Origin of the sequence: Pseudomonas sp. PDM24 (assembly GCF_019218905.1) — a bacterium.
Taxonomy (GTDB): domain Bacteria; phylum Pseudomonadota; class Gammaproteobacteria; order Pseudomonadales; family Pseudomonadaceae; genus Aquipseudomonas.
In genome coordinates, this window is sequence record NZ_JAHUWR010000005.1 from 416,402 (window position 1) to 434,008 (window position 17,607).

Annotated in this window: 16 protein-coding genes and 1 tRNA gene; 11 read left to right on the plus strand and 6 right to left on the minus strand. The window is 59.9% G+C overall.

From position 1 onward, the window contains the following. Positions 1–6: 6 nt before the first annotated feature. The 11 genes from arcA (at position 7) to KW837_RS19010 (ending at position 13,115) form a co-directional block, all read left to right on the plus strand. On the plus strand, positions 7–1,263 hold the full coding sequence (gene arcA / locus KW837_RS18960; protein WP_123495475.1) for an arginine deiminase: 1,257 nt from the start codon (positions 7–9) through the stop codon (positions 1,261–1,263). A gap of 69 nt (positions 1,264–1,332) precedes the next feature. Next, entirely contained in the window at positions 1,333–2,343 is a 1,011-nt protein-coding gene (locus tag KW837_RS18965; RefSeq protein ID WP_123495477.1) for an ornithine carbamoyltransferase, read from the plus strand. 189 nt (positions 2,344–2,532) lie between these two features. Next, positions 2,533–3,462 (plus strand): carbamate kinase, encoded by a 930-nt coding sequence (gene arcC, locus KW837_RS18970; RefSeq protein WP_218397907.1) that lies wholly within the window; start codon positions 2,533–2,535, stop codon positions 3,460–3,462. Between the two features lie 12 nt (positions 3,463–3,474). Further along, positions 3,475–3,837: a DUF5064 family protein gene (locus tag KW837_RS18975; RefSeq protein ID WP_123495482.1), complete on the plus strand. Its 363-nt coding sequence runs from the start codon at positions 3,475–3,477 to the stop codon at positions 3,835–3,837. Between the two features lie 207 nt (positions 3,838–4,044). Then, a complete protein-coding gene (locus tag KW837_RS18980) occupies positions 4,045–5,553 on the plus strand; it encodes a sigma-54-dependent transcriptional regulator (RefSeq protein ID WP_218397910.1) in 1,509 nt (502 codons plus the stop codon). Positions 5,554–5,983: 430 nt separating this feature from the next. Then, entirely contained in the window at positions 5,984–6,358 is a 375-nt protein-coding gene (gene gcvH, locus KW837_RS18985) for a glycine cleavage system protein GcvH (protein ID WP_123495486.1), read from the plus strand. Between the two features lie 11 nt (positions 6,359–6,369). Next, complete coding sequence (gcvP, locus tag KW837_RS18990; RefSeq protein ID WP_218397912.1) at positions 6,370–9,237, plus strand: aminomethyl-transferring glycine dehydrogenase; 2,868 nt, start codon at positions 6,370–6,372, stop codon at positions 9,235–9,237. Positions 9,238–9,404: 167 nt separating this feature from the next. Next, positions 9,405–10,781: an L-serine ammonia-lyase gene (locus tag KW837_RS18995; RefSeq protein ID WP_218397914.1), complete on the plus strand. Its 1,377-nt coding sequence runs from the start codon at positions 9,405–9,407 to the stop codon at positions 10,779–10,781. A 33-nt stretch (positions 10,782–10,814) separates the two neighbouring features. Further along, positions 10,815–11,939: a glycine cleavage system aminomethyltransferase GcvT gene (gene gcvT / locus KW837_RS19000; protein WP_218397917.1), complete on the plus strand. Its 1,125-nt coding sequence runs from the start codon at positions 10,815–10,817 to the stop codon at positions 11,937–11,939. 379 nt (positions 11,940–12,318) lie between these two features. Then, positions 12,319–12,531, plus strand: coding sequence for a cold-shock protein (locus KW837_RS19005; protein WP_003175786.1), 213 nt, complete (start codon positions 12,319–12,321; stop codon positions 12,529–12,531). 95 nt (positions 12,532–12,626) lie between these two features. Continuing rightward, entirely contained in the window at positions 12,627–13,115 is a 489-nt protein-coding gene (locus KW837_RS19010; RefSeq protein WP_218397919.1) for an RDD family protein, read from the plus strand. Positions 13,116–13,250: 135 nt separating this feature from the next. Here KW837_RS19010 and nadA read toward each other — a convergent pair whose 3' ends face one another. From nadA to pal, 6 genes are all read right to left on the minus strand, one after another. Next, positions 13,251–14,309: a quinolinate synthase NadA gene (gene nadA, locus KW837_RS19015; protein ID WP_008072916.1), complete on the minus strand. Its 1,059-nt coding sequence runs from the start codon at positions 14,307–14,309 to the stop codon at positions 13,251–13,253. A 251-nt stretch (positions 14,310–14,560) separates the two neighbouring features. After that, positions 14,561–14,636, minus strand: a tRNA-Lys gene (locus KW837_RS19020). Between the two features lie 63 nt (positions 14,637–14,699). Then, positions 14,700–15,392 carry a 7-cyano-7-deazaguanine synthase QueC gene (queC, locus tag KW837_RS19025; RefSeq protein ID WP_123495496.1) on the minus strand — a complete coding sequence of 231 codons (693 nt, stop codon included), beginning with the start codon at positions 15,390–15,392 and terminating at the stop codon, positions 14,700–14,702. Position 15,393: 1 nt separating this feature from the next. Then, positions 15,394–16,041, minus strand: coding sequence for a 7-carboxy-7-deazaguanine synthase QueE (gene queE / locus KW837_RS19030; protein WP_052964280.1), 648 nt, complete (start codon positions 16,039–16,041; stop codon positions 15,394–15,396). Positions 16,042–16,207: 166 nt separating this feature from the next. Next, positions 16,208–17,059: a tol-pal system protein YbgF gene (gene ybgF / locus KW837_RS19035; protein ID WP_218397921.1), complete on the minus strand. Its 852-nt coding sequence runs from the start codon at positions 17,057–17,059 to the stop codon at positions 16,208–16,210. A 6-nt stretch (positions 17,060–17,065) separates the two neighbouring features. Further along, entirely contained in the window at positions 17,066–17,563 is a 498-nt protein-coding gene (pal, locus tag KW837_RS19040) for a peptidoglycan-associated lipoprotein Pal (RefSeq protein WP_003178634.1), read from the minus strand. Positions 17,564–17,607: the final 44 nt, after the last annotated feature.

The following is a 17,607-nucleotide window of genomic DNA, read 5'->3' on the forward strand; positions in this document are numbered from 1 at the left end:
ACTGTAATGACCACCGAAAAAGTTAAGTACGGCGTCCATTCCGAAGCCGGCAAACTGCGTAAAGTCATGGTTTGCTCCCCCGGCCTGGCCCACCAGCGGCTGACCCCGAACAACTGCGATGAACTGCTTTTCGACGATGTGCTGTGGGTGGCTCAAGCCAAGCGTGACCATTTCGACTTCGTCACCAAAATGCGCGAGCGCAACGTCGATGTGCTGGAAATGCACAACCTGTTGACCGACATCGTTGCGATTCCTGAAGCGCTGGACTGGATCCTGGAGCGCAAGATCACCGCCAATTCGGTGGGCTTGGGTCTGGTCAATGAAACCGCATCCTGGCTGCGTAGCCTGGAGCCGCGCAAGATCGCCGAGTTTCTGATTGGCGGTGTCTCGGCCGATGACCTGCCGGACAGCTTTGGTGGCAAGACCATCCAGATGTTCCGCGAATTTCTCGGTCACTCCAGCTTCATTCTGCCGCCGCTGCCCAACACCCAGTTCACCCGTGACACCACCTGCTGGATCTACGGCGGCGTGACGCTCAACCCGATGTACTGGCCGGCGCGCCGTCAGGAAACCCTGCTGACCACCGCCATCTACAAATTCCATCCGCAGTTCACCAACGCCGACTTCCAGATCTGGTACGGCGACCCGGATCAGGACCATGGCAGCGCCACCCTTGAGGGCGGCGACGTGATGCCGATCGGCAACGGCGTGGTGCTGATCGGCATGGGCGAGCGTTCATCCCGCCAGGCCATCGGCCAATTGGCGGTCAACCTGTTCAAAAACAAAGCCGTCGAGCGGGTGATCGTCGCCGGCCTGCCGAAGTCCCGCGCCGCGATGCACCTGGACACCGTGTTCAGCTTCTGCGACCGCGACCTTGTGACCATTTTCCCGGAAGTGGTGAGCCAGATCGTCGCCTTCAGTGTGCGCCCTGACGAAAGCAAACCGGGCGGCGTCGACGTTCGCCGCGAAGAAACCAGCTTCCTCGACACCGTGGCCAAGGCCCTCAACCTCAAAGCGCTGCGCGTGGTGGAAACCGGCGGCAACGCCTTCGCCGCCGAACGCGAGCAATGGGACGACGGCAACAACGTGGTGGCCGTGGAACCCGGGGTGGTGATCGGTTACGACCGCAACACCTACACCAACACCCTGCTGCGCAAGGCCGGTGTGGAGGTCATCACCATCAGCGCCGGTGAACTCGGTCGCGGGCGTGGCGGCGGCCACTGCATGACCTGCCCGATCATCCGTGACCCTATCGACTATTAACTCTCAAACCCTGGCCGCCGCTTATCCAGCGCGGCCCGGGGGATAACCGATACCCAAGGAGATCCAATCATGGCTTTCAACATGCGCAACCGCAGCCTGCTGAGTTTGATGCACCACACCACTCGCGAGCTCAATTACCTGCTGGACCTGTCCCGTGACCTCAAACGCGCCAAGTACACCGGCACCGAGCGTCCGCACCTGCAAGGCAAAAACATCGCGCTGATCTTCGAAAAAACCTCGACCCGCACCCGCTGCGCCTTCGAAGTCGCAGCCCATGACCAGGGCGCCCACGTCACTTACATCGACCCGGTGTCGTCGCAGATCGGCCACAAGGAAAGCATGAAAGACACCGCCCGCGTGCTGGGGCGGATGTTCGACGCCATCGAGTACCGTGGCTTCGAACAGGAAATTGTCGAAGAACTGGCGAAGTTCGCCGGCGTGCCGGTGTTCAACGGTTTGACCGCTGAATTCCACCCGACGCAAATGATCGCCGACACCCTGACCATGCGTGAACACAGCGACAAGCCGTTGCACGACATCAGCTACGCCTACCTCGGCGATGCCCGCTACAACATGGGCAATTCGCTGCTGATGATCGGCGCCAAACTCGGCATGGACGTGCGCATCGCCGCACCGAAAGCGCTGTGGCCACATCAGGACTTCATCGATCAGTGCAAAGCCTTCGCCGAGGAAAGCGGCGCGCGCATCACCATCACCGAAGACCCGAAGGAAGCGGTCAAGGGCGTGGACTTCATCCACACCGACATCTGGGTGTCGATGGGCGAGCCGGTGGAGGCGTGGGACGAGCGCATTGAGCAACTGCTGCCCTACCAGGTCAACGCCGAGATGATGAAGGCCTCGGGCAACCCGCGCGTGAAATTCATGCACTGCCTGCCGGCGTTCCACAACAGCGAAACCAAGGTCGGCAAGGACATCGCCGCGCGCTATCCGCACCTGGCCAACGGCGTCGAAGTGACCGAAGACGTTTTCGAGTCGCCGGCCAACATCGCCTTCGAGCAAGCGGAAAACCGCATGCACACCATCAAGGCGATTCTGGTGTCGGCGCTGGCGGATATCTAAAGGCCCGGCTCGGTCACTCCTGGCGAAACACGGTCAATGTGGGAGCGGGCTTGCTCGCGAAAAGCGGTGTAACAGGCAACATTGATGTCGACTGACACGACGCCTTCGCGAGCAAGCCCGCTCCCACACAATCCCGGTTCCCACAGGGAGATCGAATCGCCCGCAACCTCTGTTTAGAAGGACTGCATTATGCGTATCGTCGTTGCTCTGGGCGGTAACGCCCTGCTCCGCCGGGGTGAACCCATGACCGCGGACAACCAGCGCACCAACATCCGGATCGCCACCGAACAGATCGCCAAGGTCCATCCCGGCAACCAACTGGTGATCGCCCACGGCAATGGTCCGCAGGTCGGCCTGCTGTCGCTGCAAGCGGCGGCCTACACCCAGGTGTCCGCTTACCCGCTGGACGTGCTGGGTGCCGAAACCGAAGGCATGATCGGCTACATCATCGAACAGGAACTGGGCAACCTGCTGGACTTCGAAGTCCCGTTCGCCACCCTGCTGACCCAGGTCGAAGTCGACCCCAACGATCCGGCGTTCCAGCATCCGAGCAAACCCATCGGCCCGGTCTATACCAAGGCCGAAGCGGAAAAACTCGCCGCCGAGAAAGGCTGGGCGATTGCGCCGGACGGCGACAAATTCCGCCGCGTGGTGGCCAGCCCGAAACCTAAACACATCTTCGAAATCCGTCCGATCAAGTGGCTACTGGAAAAAGGCAGCATCGTGATCTGCGCGGGCGGTGGTGGCATCCCGACGATGTATGGCGCCAGCGGCAAACTGCAGGGCGTGGAAGCGGTGATCGACAAGGACCTGTGCTCGGCGCTGCTGGCCGAACAGCTTGAAAGCGATCTGTTGGTGATCGCCACCGACGTCAATGCGGCGTTCATCGACTTCGGCAAACCCACCCAGAAAGCCATCGCCCAGGCCCACCCCGATGAGATGGAAAAACTCGGCTTCGCCGCCGGCTCCATGGGACCGAAGGTCCAGGCGGCCTGCGAGTTCGCCCGCCATACTGGAAAAACCGCGGTGATCGGTTCACTCTCGGACATCGAAGCGATCGTCCAGGGCAAGGCCGGCACGCGTATCAGTACGGCGACACCTGACATAACTTACTTGTAAGGAGAGACGTCAATGGCAACGTTTGAGCCCGGTCATCTGCACATCGAGCGCCACGCGCTGACCCCGGATGATGTCAACTACAACGTGCACCTCGACTATGAAGTCTCGCAGGATCCCAAGAAAGGCAAAGGGATTCTGTTCACCATGCACGGCAGCATGCAGGGAAAAGACATGACGGAGACCTTCTTTCTGCCCAAGGAGGAGGCTTACAACTTCGCCAACAACGTGACGAAAATCGCCGAGAAGTACGGAATCCCGAAGACACACAGCCAGATCGGCTCGGTTCACAAGCATTACGATTTAATGTTTGAAGACATCCGGAAGCAGTTGGATATGAAATCCGGCGACCCGGTAAACCTCGAGAACTTCGAATAACCCTGGATGAACGCTGAACCTGTGGGAGCGGGCTTGCTCGCGAAGGCGGAGTGTCAGTCGACTAAATGTTGCCTGCTATACCGCTTTCGCGAGCAAGCCCGCTCCCACATTGGTTCGGTGTAGCCCTGAAGTCCTGCGCAGGATTTCACCATTGGCCCGCCCCAAGGCATACTTGCCACCCTTCGCACTCCAGAACCCAACCGCCCCATGCGTATCCACGTCAGCTTCATCGACCGCGTCGGCATCACCCAGGAAGTCCTGGCCCTGCTCGGTGGGCGCAATCTCAATCTGGATGCGGTGGAAATGGTCCCGCCCAATGTTTACATCGACGCCCCGACCTTGAGCCCGGCAGTGCTCGAAGAGCTACGCGACGCACTGTTCAGCGTGCGCGGCGTGCAAGCGGTGACGGTGGTCGACATTCTTCCCGGCCAGCGCCGTCACTTGCAGCTCGATGCGTTGCTCGCCGCCATGACCGACCCGGTGTTGGCTCTGGACAGCGCTGGCAAGGTGCTGCTGGCCAACCCGGCGCTGATCGCCCTGTACGGCCGCGAACCGGCGGGTGAAAGCATCAGCGAGCTGTTTGCCGACCCGGCGCTGCTCGACACGTTGCTGGAAAACGGCTTCCGCCTGCCGCTGCGGGAGATCACCGTCAACGGCCAGACCCTGCTGCTGGACGCCACGCCGATAACCGACGCCGGCGCGCTGCTGACCCTGTATCAACCGAACCGCATCGGCGAACGCCTCTCGGCGCTGCACCACGATCACGCCGAAGGCTTCGATGCCCTGCTCGGCGAATCCCCGGCGATTCGTACGCTCAAGGCTCGCGCCCAACGGGTTGCGGCCCTCGATGCACCGTTGCTGATCCAGGGCGAGACCGGCACCGGTAAAGAACTGGTGGCCCGCGCCTGCCACGCCATCAGCGCCCGCCACGGTTCGCCGTTCCTGGCCTTGAACTGCGCGGCATTGCCAGAAAACCTCGCCGAAAGCGAGCTGTTCGGCTATGCCCCCGGTGCCTTCACCGGCGCGCAACGGGGCGGTAAACCGGGGCTGATGGAACTGGCCAACCAGGGCACGGTATTTCTCGACGAGATCGGTGAAATGTCGCCGTATTTGCAGGCGAAACTGCTGCGCTTTCTCAACGACGGCAGCTTCCGACGGGTTGGTGGCGATCGCGAAGTGAAGGTCAATGTGCGGATCCTCAGCGCGACTCACCGCGATCTGGAAAAAATGGTCAGTGAAGGTACCTTCCGCGAAGACCTGTTTTATCGCCTCAACGTGCTGAATGTCGAAGTCCCGCCGTTGCGCGAACGGGGCCAGGACATTCTGCTGCTGGCACGCTACTTCATGCAGCAGGCCTGCGCGCAGATCCAGCGCCCGGTCTGTCGCCTGGCGCCGGGCACTTATCCGGCGCTGCTAGACAATCGCTGGCCGGGGAACGTGCGGCAATTGCAGAACGTAATCTTCCGCGCCGCGGCGATTTGCGAAAGCAGCCTGGTGGACATCGGCGACCTCGACATCGCTGGCACCTCCGTGGCGCGCCAGAGCGACAGCGAGGTCGACAGCCTCGAACAGGCCATGGAAGAGTTCGAGAAAACCCTGCTGGAAAAGCTCTACGTCAGCTACCCCTCGACCCGCCAACTGGCCAACCGCCTGCAAACCTCCCATACCGCGATCGCCCATCGGTTGCGTAAGTACGGCATACCCAATAAGCCTTAAAGCATCACTCGGTCAAATGTGGGAGCGGGCTTGCTCGCGAAGGCGGAGTGTCAGTCAACATCCATGTTGAGTGTTATACCGCTTTCGCGAGCAAGCCCGCTCCCACACGTATTGCATCGCCTTCAAAACAGAATTCAAAAACGACCTCCATCTGTACTGAAAGCGCTACAGTGGAATGATATCGCTACACCCTCTCCTGATCGCCGCTGTGCAAGGCTTTGATCCACCTCAGCTTTTTTCTTCAGTCTGTGCTGTAGCGATTTCGCTACAGCAAGTCCTTCTCCCTCTTCCGCAAAAACAAATAACTTATTGATTTATAAAGAATAAATAACATTGGCCGCGTTTTTGCTTAGTAACCATCCATAAAGTACGGCATTGCCGAGCATTCAATCGCGTCCACCTGACGAGTCTGGCCCCCTTAGGAGTTTCCATGAGCGAGTTGCGTTTTACTGAAGATCACGAATGGCTGCGCACCGAAGCTGACGGCACCGTCACAGTCGGCATCACCGCTTTCGCACAGAACGCCCTGGGCGACGTGGTTTTCGTACAACTGCCTGAGCTGCAGTCCTACGACAAAGGCGCTGAAGCCGCCACCGTGGAATCGGTAAAAGCCGCCAGCGGCGTGTACATGCCACTCGACGGTGAAGTGCTGGAAGTGAACCCGGCGCTGGACAGCAGCCCTGAACTGGTCAACGAAGATCCGCTGGGCGAAGGCTGGTTCTTCCGCTTCAAGCCAACCGACGCCTCGGCTGTCGGCCAACTGCTGGATCAAGACGCTTACGACCGTCTGATCGCCCAAGCCTGAGGAGCGCCGACATGACTCAAGTACTTCCTGTTTCTGTAAATGTCAGCACCGCCAACGAATTCATCGCCCGCCACATCGGCCCGCGTGCAGGTGATGAGCAAGCCATGCTCAACAGCCTCGGTTTCGACTCCCTGGAAGCCCTGAGCGCCAGCGTCATTCCCGATAGCATCAAAGGCACCAGCGTCCTCGGCCTGGAAGACGGCCTGAGTGAAGCGGATGCCCTGGCGCTGATCAAATCCATCGCCGGCAAAAACCAGCTGTTCAAGACCTACATCGGTCAGGGCTACTACGGCACTCACACGCCGTCGCCGATCCTGCGTAACCTGCTGGAAAACCCGGCCTGGTACACCGCTTACACCCCGTACCAGCCAGAAATTTCCCAAGGCCGTCTCGAAGCGCTGCTGAACTTCCAGACCCTGATCAGCGACCTCACCGGCCTGCCGATCGCCAACGCCTCCCTGCTCGACGAAGCCACCGCCGCTGCCGAAGCCATGACCTTCTGCAAACGCCTGAGCAAGAACAAAGGCAGCCATGCGTTCTTCGCCTCGGTGCATTGCCACCCGCAAACCCTCGACGTGCTGCGTACCCGTGCCGAGCCGTTGGGCATCGACGTGGTGGTCGGCGACGAGCGCGAACTGAGCGACGTCAGCGCGTTCTTCGGTGCTTTGCTGCAATACCCGGCCAGCAACGGTGACGTGTTCGACTACCGCGAACTGACCGAGCGTTTCCACGCGGCTAATGCGCTGGTCGCAGTCGCCGCTGACCTGCTGGCCCTGACCGTGCTGACTCCGCCAGGCGAATTCGGCGCCGACGTGGCCATCGGCAGCGCGCAACGCTTTGGCGTGCCGTTGGGTTTCGGTGGTCCACACGCCGCCTACTTCTCCACCCGCGATGCGTTCAAGCGCGACATGCCAGGCCGTCTGGTCGGCGTTTCCGTGGACCGTTTCGGCAAGCCGGCCCTGCGCCTGGCCATGCAGACCCGCGAGCAACATATCCGCCGCGAGAAAGCCACCAGCAACATCTGCACCGCCCAGGTTCTGCTGGCCAACATCGCCAGCATGTACGCCGTGTACCACGGCCCGAAAGGCCTGACGCAGATCGCCCAGCGCATTCATCACCTGACCGCGATCCTCGCCAAAGGCTTGAGCGCATTGGGTCTGAGCGTCGAGCAAGCCAACTTCTTCGATACGCTGACAATTAAAACCGGCGTTAACACCGCCAAGCTGCACGACCAGGCGCGTGCTCAGCAGATCAACCTGCGCGTCGTCGATGCTGAACGTCTGGGCCTGTCGCTGGACGAAACCACGTCGCAAGCTGACGTTGAAACCCTGTGGAGCGTGCTGGCCGACGGTAAGGCGCTGCCAGATTTCGCCGCCCTCGCCGCCTCGGTGGTCAGCACCCTCCCGGCCGCGCTGGTTCGCCAGTCGCCGATCCTCAGCCACCCGGTGTTCAACCGTTATCACTCGGAAACCGAGCTGATGCGCTACCTGCGCAAGCTCGCCGACAAGGACCTGGCCCTGGATCGCACCATGATCCCGCTGGGTTCCTGCACCATGAAACTCAACGCCGCCAGCGAAATGATCCCGGTGACCTGGGCTGAGTTCGGTGCCTTGCACCCGTTCGCCCCGGCCGAGCAAAGCGCCGGTTATCAGCAGCTGACCGATGAACTGGAAGCGATGCTCTGCGCCGCTACTGGTTACGACTCGATCTCCTTGCAACCGAACGCCGGTTCCCAGGGTGAATACGCAGGCCTGCTGGCGATTCGTGCGTACCATCAGAGCCGTGGCGAAGACCGTCGCGACATCTGCCTGATCCCGTCGTCCGCTCACGGCACTAACCCGGCCACCGCTAACATGGCCGGCATGCGCGTGGTCGTGACCGCGTGCGATGCCCGCGGCAACGTCGACATCGAAGACCTGCGTGCCAAGGCCATCGAGCACCGCGAACACCTCGCTGCGCTGATGATCACCTACCCGTCCACCCACGGCGTGTTCGAAGAAGGCATCCGCGAAATCTGCGGCATCATTCACGACAACGGCGGCCAGGTGTACATCGACGGCGCCAACATGAATGCCATGGTCGGCCTCTGCGCACCGGGCAAGTTCGGCGGTGACGTATCCCACCTGAACCTGCACAAAACCTTCTGCATCCCACACGGCGGTGGCGGCCCGGGCGTCGGCCCGATTGGCGTCAAGTCGCACCTGACGCCGTTCCTGCCGGGCCACGCCCAGATGGAACGCAAAGAAGGCGCGGTCTGCGCGGCACCGTTCGGCAGCGCGAGCATTCTGCCGATCACCTGGATGTACATTCGAATGATGGGTGGCGCGGGTCTCAAGCGTGCTTCGCAACTGGCGATCCTGAATGCCAACTACATTTCCCGTCGCCTCGAAGAGCACTACCCAGTGCTGTACACCGGCAGCAACGGTCTGGTGGCGCACGAATGCATCCTCGACCTGCGTCCGTTGAAAGACAGCAGCGGCATCAGCGTCGATGACGTCGCCAAGCGCCTGATCGACTTCGGCTTCCACGCCCCGACCATGTCGTTCCCGGTGGCCGGCACGTTGATGATCGAACCGACCGAAAGCGAATCCAAGGAAGAACTGGACCGCTTCTGCGACGCCATGATCCGCATCCGCGAAGAAATCCGCGCGGTGGAAAACGGCACGCTGGACAAGGACGACAACCCGCTGAAAAACGCGCCACACACCGCAGCGGAAATCGTCGGTGAGTGGACTCACCCGTATAGCCGCGAGCAAGCGGTGTACCCGGTAGCGTCGCTGATCGAAGGCAAGTACTGGCCACCGGTCGGTCGCGTCGACAACGTCTTCGGCGATCGCAACCTGGTCTGCGCCTGCCCGTCGATCGAAAGCTACGCTTGATCTATAGGGGGGCGGGCTCACTCGCCCCCCTATTCAACAACACCACATTCCCCTGTAGGAGCGAGGCTTGCCCGCGAAGAGGCCATCAAGACCGCTAAAAGCTTCGCGGGCAAGCCTCGCTCCTACAGTTTCGCGTTGCGCCTATAACAAGAAACCGGAGAACAACCATGTCGTTAAGCGTGTTCGACCTGTTCAAGATTGGCATCGGCCCCTCCAGCTCCCACACCGTCGGCCCGATGCGTGCCGCTGCGCGTTTCGCCGAAGGTCTGCGCCGTGAAGGGCTGCTGGCCGCAACCACCTGCGTCAAAGTCGAGCTCTACGGCTCCCTCGGCGCCACCGGCAAAGGCCACGGCAGCGACAAGGCTGTGTTGCTTGGCCTGGAAGGCGAACACCCGGATACCGTAGACACCGAAACCATCGCCACTCGCCTGCAAGAGATTCGCGGCGGCGGTCGCTTGAACCTGCTCGGCGAACACAGCATTGCGTTCAACGAGAAAGAACACCTGGCGATGATCCGCAAACCGTTGGCCTATCACCCCAACGGCATGATCTTTCGCGCGTTCGATGCCGCTGGCCTGCAAATCCGCAGCCGCGAGTACTACTCGGTCGGCGGTGGTTTCGTGGTCGATGAGGACGCTGCCGGCGCCGACCGCATCGTCGAAGACGCCACGCCGCTGACCTTCCCGTTCAAAAGCGCCAAGGACCTGCTCGGTCACTGCAGCACCTACGGTCTGTCCATCAGCCAAGTGATGCTGACCAACGAAAGTGCCTGGCGTCCGGAGGCGGAAACCCGTGCCGGTTTACTGAAGATCTGGCAAGTGATGCAAGACTGCGTCGCCGCCGGTTGCCGCAACGAAGGCATCCTGCCCGGTGGACTGAAGGTCAAACGCCGGGCTGCAGCGCTGCATCGGCAACTGTGCAACAACCCGGAATCGTCACTGCGTGATCCGCTGTCGGTGCTGGACTGGGTCAACCTGTACGCCTTGGCGGTCAACGAAGAAAACGCCAACGGCGGACGCGTGGTCACCGCGCCCACCAATGGTGCAGCCGGAATCATCCCGGCGGTGTTGCATTACTACATGCGCTTCATCCCTGGCGCCAACGAAGACGGCGTGGTGCGCTTTCTGCTGACGGCCGCCGCGATCGGCATTCTGTACAAGGAAAACGCCTCGATCTCCGGCGCCGAAGTCGGCTGTCAGGGCGAGGTTGGCGTCGCCTGTTCCATGGCCGCCGGCGCCTTGTGTGAAGTGCTGGGCGGCACCGTGCAGCAGGTGGAAAACGCCGCCGAAATCGGCATGGAACACAACCTCGGCCTGACCTGCGACCCGATTGGCGGATTGGTGCAAGTACCTTGCATCGAGCGCAATGCCATGGGCTCGGTCAAGGCCATCAATGCGGTGCGCATGGCCCTGCGAGGCGACGGTCAGCACTTCGTCTCCCTCGACAAAGTCATCCGCACCATGCGCCAGACCGGCGCCGACATGAAAAGCAAATACAAGGAAACCGCCCGTGGCGGTTTGGCGGTCAACATTATCGAGTGCTGATGCGCGCATCTGCACTATTTTCAGGAGCTGGATATGCCCACCGAACAACTGTTGAAAACCCCGTTGCACGCACTGCACCTCGAACTCGGCGCCCGCATGGTGCCGTTTGCCGGCTACGATATGCCGGTGCAATACCCGTTGGGCGTGATGAAAGAACACCAGCACACCCGTGATCAGGCCGGGTTGTTCGATGTTTCGCACATGGGTCAGATCCGCCTGACCGGCGCCAACGCTGCCAGCGCTCTGGAAACGCTGGTGCCGGTGGACATCATCGATTTGCCGGTGGGCATGCAGCGCTACGCGATGTTCACCAACGAGACCGGCGGCATCCTCGACGACCTGATGGTCGCCAACCTCGGTAATGACGAACTGTTCCTGGTGGTCAACGCGGCCTGCAAGGATCAGGATCTGGCGCACCTGCGCAAGCACATCGGCGACCAGTGCACGATCGAACCGCTGTTCGAAGAGCGCGCGTTGCTGGCGTTGCAAGGTCCGGCCGCCGTCACGGTGCTCGCACGCCTGGCGCCGGAAGTTGCGAAGATGACCTTCATGCAGTTCGCCCGTGTGAAGTTGTTGGGCGTGGACTGCTTTGTCAGCCGTTCGGGCTACACCGGTGAAGACGGTTTCGAAATCTCCGTACCGGCCGCCAATGCCGAAGCCCTGGCTCGCGCCCTGCTGGCCGAACCGGAAGTGGCGGCCATCGGCCTCGGCGCTCGCGACTCCCTGCGCCTGGAAGCCGGCCTGTGCCTCTACGGCCACGACATGAACACCGAAACCACCCCAATCGAAGCCAGCCTGCTGTGGGCCATCTCCAAGCCTCGTCGTGCCGATGGCGCGCGGGCCGGTGGCTTCCCCGGCGCTGAAACCGTGTTCGCCCAGCAGCAAGCCGGTGTCAGCCGCAAACGCGTTGGCCTGCTGCCGCAGGAACGTACGCCAGTGCGCGAAGGTGCAGAGATCGTCAACGAAGCCGGCGAAATCATCGGCAGCGTGTGCAGCGGTGGCTTCGGTCCGACCCTCAGCGGTCCTTTGGCCATGGGTTACCTCGACAGCGCTTATATCGCTTTGGATACGCCGGTTTGGGCAATTGTTCGTGGGAAAAAGGTGCCTTTGCTTGTAAGCAAAATGCCATTTGTTCCACAACGCTACTATCGTGGTTGATCGACCGTTTCTATAAGTAACGCGGCTGGGTTAACAGTGCACTAATCTGTAACGCAGCCGCCATAAAACAGTGCGAACGTTTCGTTTATGAACGTTACTTATAACGATCGAAAACAACTGAACAACTCCATCGAATAAGCTTGCGCTAGTGCCACCAACCCGAGGAAATACGGGCCTTCGCAGGGCTTGTTTTTTCTCCCGTAGTTGGCGTAGAGTTTGTTCACTGTGTTTGCATGGGTCGCTTGGAATCGTGACCTGGGCAGTAGCCTACAAGTTAGCTACATCCCGTTCGACGTCTTCTTACTCTCCTGCAACCAGCCCCAGTACTCTTTCACCAGAAGGAGACTGTCATTCATTTTTGCGTCAAAGGAAATAAGAAATGTCCCAACGTCAGAGCGGTACCGTCAAGTGGTTTAACGACGAGAAAGGTTTTGGTTTTATCACTCCAGAAAGCGGTCCGGATCTGTTCGTACATTTCCGCGCTATTCAGGGCAACGGCTTCAAGAGCCTGAAAGAAGGCCAGAAAGTGACGTTCGTTGCTGTGCAAGGCCAAAAAGGCATGCAGGCTGACGAAGTACAAGCAGAAGCCTGATCTTCTGTAACGAAAAAGCCCCTGATACTGATATCAGGGGCTTTTTTGTGCGCGTAAATCCGTAAAATGGCTTCTTTTTCCGTTCAGAGGCTGCCATGTCGAAACACCTGCTCTACCCACAGGGCGACTTCCCCGCCGTCGGCCTGGGTCGTCGCCTGGCAGCGATGTTCTACGACTTTCTGTTATGCACCGCCCTGCTGATCGTCACCAGCGGCATTTACAAGATGATCCAGATGGCGATCATCGGCGAAGGCCAAATGCGTGCCTTGACCGAAGCCGGTGCGCTGGACGGTGATCCACTGCTATCGACGGTGCTGTTGTTCGTGCTTTTCGGTTTCTTTGCCAAGTTCTGGACCTGGTCGGGGCAGACACTGGGGATGCAGGTGTGGGGCATCCGCGTGCAAAACACCGACGGCTCATCCATCAGCCTGTGGCAGGCTCTGTTGCGCTTTGTGGTGTCGATCGCGTCCTGGATATGCCTCGGGCTGGGGTTCTTCTGGTCGCTGTTCGACAAGCAGAAGCGCAGTTGGCATGACATCTACTCCAACACCCAGCTCGTGCGGATTCCGAAGAAGACAAAGTGATTCAGCTATACACAAATCAATGTGGGAGCGGGCTTGCTCGCGAAAGCGGTGTGTCAGACAACATCAATGTTGACTGATACGCCCTCTTCGCGAGCAAGCCCGCTCCCACAGTTTTTGCATCTTGACTGACAGACCTCAGGCGTTGCCGGCCAATTTCATCCGCGCCGCCTGCGTGAAATCAAGCATCCGCTTCAACGGCCGCACCGCCTGCGGAATCAACGCCGGATCAACGAAGATCTCGTTGGTGCCCTCGCGCAAGCTCTTCAGCGTGCGCTCAAGGGTGTTCATCGCCATCCACGGGCAATGTGCGCAACTGCGGCAGGCTGCGCCGTTACCGGCCGTTGGCGCTTCGATGAAGACCTTGTCCGGGCACAGCTGCTGCATCTTGTAGAAGATGCCACGGTCGGTGGCGACGATCAGGGTCTTGTTCGGCAGACTTTGCGCCGCAGCGATCAGCTGACTGGTAGAACCCACCGCGTCGGCCAACTCGATGACGGCGGTCGGCGACTCCGGGTGCACCAGGATGGCCGCATCCGGGTACAGCGCTTTCATGTCTTCGAGCTGTTTGGCCTTGAACTCTTCATGGACGATGCAAGCACCGTCCCACAGCAGCATGTCGGCGCCGGTCTTGCGCTGGATGTAAGTGCCCAGGTGCTTGTCCGGGGCCCAGATGATGGTTTCGCCGTTATCCATCAGGCTTTCGACGATTTCCAGCGCGCAGCTGGACGTCACTACCCAGTCTGCCCGGGCTTTGACCGCCGCCGAGGTGTTGGCATACACCACCACCGTACGTTCCGGATGCTGATCGCAGAACGCCGAGAACTCGTCCACCGGGCAACCCAGGTCCAGCGAGCAAGTCGCTTCCAGGGTCGGCATCAGTACACGTTTTTCAGGGTTGAGGATTTTCGCGGTTTCGCCCATGAACTTCACACCGGCGACCACCACAGTCTTGGCCGGGTGGGCATTGCCGAAGCGAGCCATCTCCAGAGAGTCGGAGACGCAACCACCGGTTTCTTCGGCCAGGGCCTGAATGACCGGATCGCAATAGAAGTGGGCAACCAGCACCGCGTCCTGAGCCTTGAGCTCGGCAGCGATGGCAGTACGGTAATAAGCCTCTTCCTCGGCGGTCAGCGGCTTGGGCTGCTTGGCGTCGAGGTGGGCTTGAACCAGAAGGCGTTCGGAAATCTGCGTCATGTTCGCAAGACCTGCAGGCGCTTTCGCGCGAAAGTCGAGTATACACCCGGCTCCGGACCCTTAAGGGTACCGCCGGGAGAGTGAGTATTCATCAGGCGTGGATAGCGTTGAAGCTGCGCAAGGCTACAGAATATCCCGTGGATGCAAAAGATGATTCTGACCTGCGTCACCCGGACTGAGTGGACCTCAAATCGCAGGCAAAAAAAAACCCGGAAATCCTCACTTACGTGGGCCTTCCAGATTTTTTAAAATGGTGGGTCGTGTGGGATTCGAACCTACGACCAATTGGTTAAAAGCCAACTGCTCTACCAACTGAGCTAACGACCCGCTGTGTGGTGGCGCGTATAATACTGATTTTTAAGGACTATTCAACACCTAATTTGAAATAAATCAAAAATAAGGTGTTGGGTCGGTCACACCGGCCGCCGCGAAGCCTTCTGCACGCAGGCGGCAGCTGTCACATTTACCGCAGGCGCGGCCATTATCGTCTGCCTGATAGCAGGAAACGGTCAGCCCGTAATCGACGCCAAGCTTCACGCCAGCCTGAACGATCTGCGCCTTGCTCAGGTTCTGCAGTGGCGCCTGGATACGGAAGCCCTGCCCTTCTACCCCGGCCTTGGTCGCCAGGTTGGCCATGCGCTCGAAGGCTTCGATGAACTCGGGACGGCAATCCGGGTAACCGGAGTAATCCACCGCGTTAACGCCGATAAAGATGTCACGCGCGCCCAGCACTTCGGCCCAGCCCAGCGCCAGGGACAGAAACACGGTGTTGCGCGCCGGCACGTAAGTCACCGGGATACCTTCACCCGGTGTTTCCGGCACATCGATACTAGTGTCGGTCAACGCCGAGCCGCCGATACCGTTCAGGTTCAGGCCGATCACCTTGTGCTCGACCACACCCAAGTCTTGGGCGACGCGTGCGGCGGCGTGCAATTCGGCGTGAGACCGCTGACCGTAATCGAAGCTCATGGTGTAGCAGCTATAGCCTTCAGCACGCGCCATGGCCACGACTGTCGCGGAGTCGAGGCCACCGGACAGCAAGATGACCGCACGTTTTTCGACAGTGTTCAGTTGTTCAGTCATTTCAGCGCCCCGGCTCGTCATTCCAAAGATATTTATGCAGCTGCAATTGCAGGCGCACAGGCAGATTGTCCGCCACCACCCAGTCCGCCAGATCACGCGCGTTCAGGTCATGGTGGCTCGGCGAGAACAGGACTTCGCCGGCACGCTGGTCAAGACCGTACTGAATCAGCTTGGACACGGCCCAGTCGTAGTCTTCCCGCGAGCAGATGACAAACTTTACCTGATCGTTAGGCGTGAGCAGCTCGATGTTCTCGTAGCGGTTGCGATGTGCTTCTTTTGAACCCGGGGTTTTCAGGTCGACGACGCGACTGACCCGTGGATCGACCGCCGAGATATCCAGCGCGCCACTGGTTTCCAGCGACACTTCGTAGCCGGCATCACACAACTGCTTGAGCAAGGGAATGGCATTAGGTTGCGCCAGGGGCTCGCCGCCCGTGACACAGACGTAACGCGGGCGAAAACCGGCCACTTGCTCGATGATGTCGTCGAGCGTGCGGATGGTGCCGCCCGTGAAGGCGTAGGCGCTGTCGCAGTATTGGCAACGCAATGGGCAACCGGTCAGGCGCACAAAAACAGTGGGCAGCCCGGCAGTCCGCGTTTCACCCTGCAACGAGTAGAAAACTTCGGTGATTCTCAATGTGTCTTGCATAGTCGCCACGGGCGTAACAGCTAAACAGGCTGTCCGCCTCCGTCAGGCACTTCAAGGAACCTCGCCAACGCGCAGATCCCAAAAAGCGTGTTTCATAAAAAGGGCATGAATTCTAACGAAAAAACCCGCGACAAGCGCGGGTTTCTTCAAAACAGTCCAAGCAAGCTTACATGCGCTGCAAGTCCCGCTGCGCCAGCTGAGCGGCGGAAGTGCCCGGATATTGGGACACGACCTGCTGCAGAATGCCTTTGACCCGGTCGGTATGACCAAGGCGGCGCTCTACATCAGCGAGCTTGTACAGCGAGTCAGGCACTTTTGGGTGCTTGGGGTACAGCTGCGATACCTTGGCAAATGCCTGACCTGCGCCTTGCAGATCGCCTTTGGCCAGGTTCACTTCACCCAACCAGTACTGGGCGTTGCCCGCGTACTGGCTGTTCGGGTATTTGCGCAGGAATGCGGCGAAAGCCTGGCTGGCCTTGTCGAAATCCTTGGCTTTGATCAGGTCGAAGGCTGCATCGTAATACAGTTTCTCCTTCGCCGGATCAGCCGGTTCGCCACCCGCGGCAGGCGCTTGTGTGGAAGTGGCAGCGGCTGCCGCTCCCGCACCTGCGCCGACTGCTGCACCGGGGGCATTCAAGTTGCCACCGGTGGAAGAATTATCAGGAGTCGCGGCTGGTGCAACGCCGGTTCCTATGCGCCGATCAAGATCCTGATATCGCTCCAGGTTCTCTTGCTTCATGCGCGCTACATCATTTTGCAGAACTTCGATCACACCCTGTTGGCGTGAGATCTGCTCCTGCATCGATTGCAGTTGGTTGAACAGCTCGCCCTGTGCCGAGACAGGGGCCGAAACCCCTCCCCCGGCATAGGCGCCGTTCGTACCGTAACCCGCAGGCGGATAACTACTCCCGCTATTGTTATAGCCGGAGTTGTCCTCGACCACAGGAACCGCAGCCCACACCGCAAGCGGTGCGAGGCTGAGAGCCAAAACAGTTACAGCACGACGGCACGTTCGCATGACGAATTACTTACGCAGTTCGACGCGACGGTTTTGAGCCCAGGACTGCTCGTCGTTGCCGGTAGCAACTGGACGCTCTTCGCCGTAGGAAACCAGTTCCAGCTGAGCTGGGGAAACACCTTGCAGTACCAGGTAACGCTGAACGGCTTTCGCACGACGCTCGCCCAGTGCCATGTTGTACTCACGAGTACCACGTTCGTCGGTGTTGCCTTCCAGAACAACGCGAGCGCCGTTTGCTTTCAGGTCTTTGGCGTGAACGTCCAGAGCGCGCATGGCTTCTGGCTTCAGGTCCGAGCTGTCGTATTCGAAGTAGAAGGTGGTGATTGCGCGCAGAGCAGCTTCTTCGCTCAGGGAGCCGTCAACAGCACCAGTGTTAGCGCCGTAACCAGCGTTTGGATCAACAGCGCCTTCACCGGCGTTGTCGCCGCCTTTGGACGAGCAACCTACAGCTACAGCCATGGCCAGAGCCAGCGCAGCAAATTTACCAAACTTCAGCATTTCCATCGTGAAACTCCTAATGAACCCCAGTGTGTTAAGTACAACGTGTA

What these genes read in the sequence shown, in the direction of transcription:
- arcA (WP_123495475.1), top strand. Translation starts at nt 7, where the DNA reads ATGACCACCGAAAAAGTTAAGTACGGCGTCCATTCCGAAGCCGGCAAA.
- KW837_RS18965 (WP_123495477.1), top strand. Translation starts at nt 1,333, where the DNA reads ATGGCTTTCAACATGCGCAACCGCAGCCTGCTGAGTTTGATGCACCAC.
- arcC (WP_218397907.1), top strand. Translation starts at nt 2,533, where the DNA reads ATGCGTATCGTCGTTGCTCTGGGCGGTAACGCCCTGCTCCGCCGGGGT.
- KW837_RS18975 (WP_123495482.1), top strand. Translation starts at nt 3,475, where the DNA reads ATGGCAACGTTTGAGCCCGGTCATCTGCACATCGAGCGCCACGCGCTG.
- KW837_RS18980 (WP_218397910.1), top strand. Translation starts at nt 4,045, where the DNA reads ATGCGTATCCACGTCAGCTTCATCGACCGCGTCGGCATCACCCAGGAA.
- gcvH (WP_123495486.1), top strand. Translation starts at nt 5,984, where the DNA reads ATGAGCGAGTTGCGTTTTACTGAAGATCACGAATGGCTGCGCACCGAA.
- gcvP (WP_218397912.1), top strand. Translation starts at nt 6,370, where the DNA reads ATGACTCAAGTACTTCCTGTTTCTGTAAATGTCAGCACCGCCAACGAA.
- KW837_RS18995 (WP_218397914.1), top strand. Translation starts at nt 9,405, where the DNA reads ATGTCGTTAAGCGTGTTCGACCTGTTCAAGATTGGCATCGGCCCCTCC.
- gcvT (WP_218397917.1), top strand. Translation starts at nt 10,815, where the DNA reads ATGCCCACCGAACAACTGTTGAAAACCCCGTTGCACGCACTGCACCTC.
- KW837_RS19005 (WP_003175786.1), top strand. Translation starts at nt 12,319, where the DNA reads ATGTCCCAACGTCAGAGCGGTACCGTCAAGTGGTTTAACGACGAGAAA.
- KW837_RS19010 (WP_218397919.1), top strand. Translation starts at nt 12,627, where the DNA reads ATGTCGAAACACCTGCTCTACCCACAGGGCGACTTCCCCGCCGTCGGC.
- nadA (WP_008072916.1), bottom strand. Translation starts at nt 14,309, where the DNA reads ATGACGCAGATTTCCGAACGCCTTCTGGTTCAAGCCCACCTCGACGCC.
- queC (WP_123495496.1), bottom strand. Translation starts at nt 15,392, where the DNA reads ATGACTGAACAACTGAACACTGTCGAAAAACGTGCGGTCATCTTGCTG.
- queE (WP_052964280.1), bottom strand. Translation starts at nt 16,041, where the DNA reads ATGCAAGACACATTGAGAATCACCGAAGTTTTCTACTCGTTGCAGGGT.
- ybgF (WP_218397921.1), bottom strand. Translation starts at nt 17,059, where the DNA reads ATGCGAACGTGCCGTCGTGCTGTAACTGTTTTGGCTCTCAGCCTCGCA.
- pal (WP_003178634.1), bottom strand. Translation starts at nt 17,563, where the DNA reads ATGGAAATGCTGAAGTTTGGTAAATTTGCTGCGCTGGCTCTGGCCATG.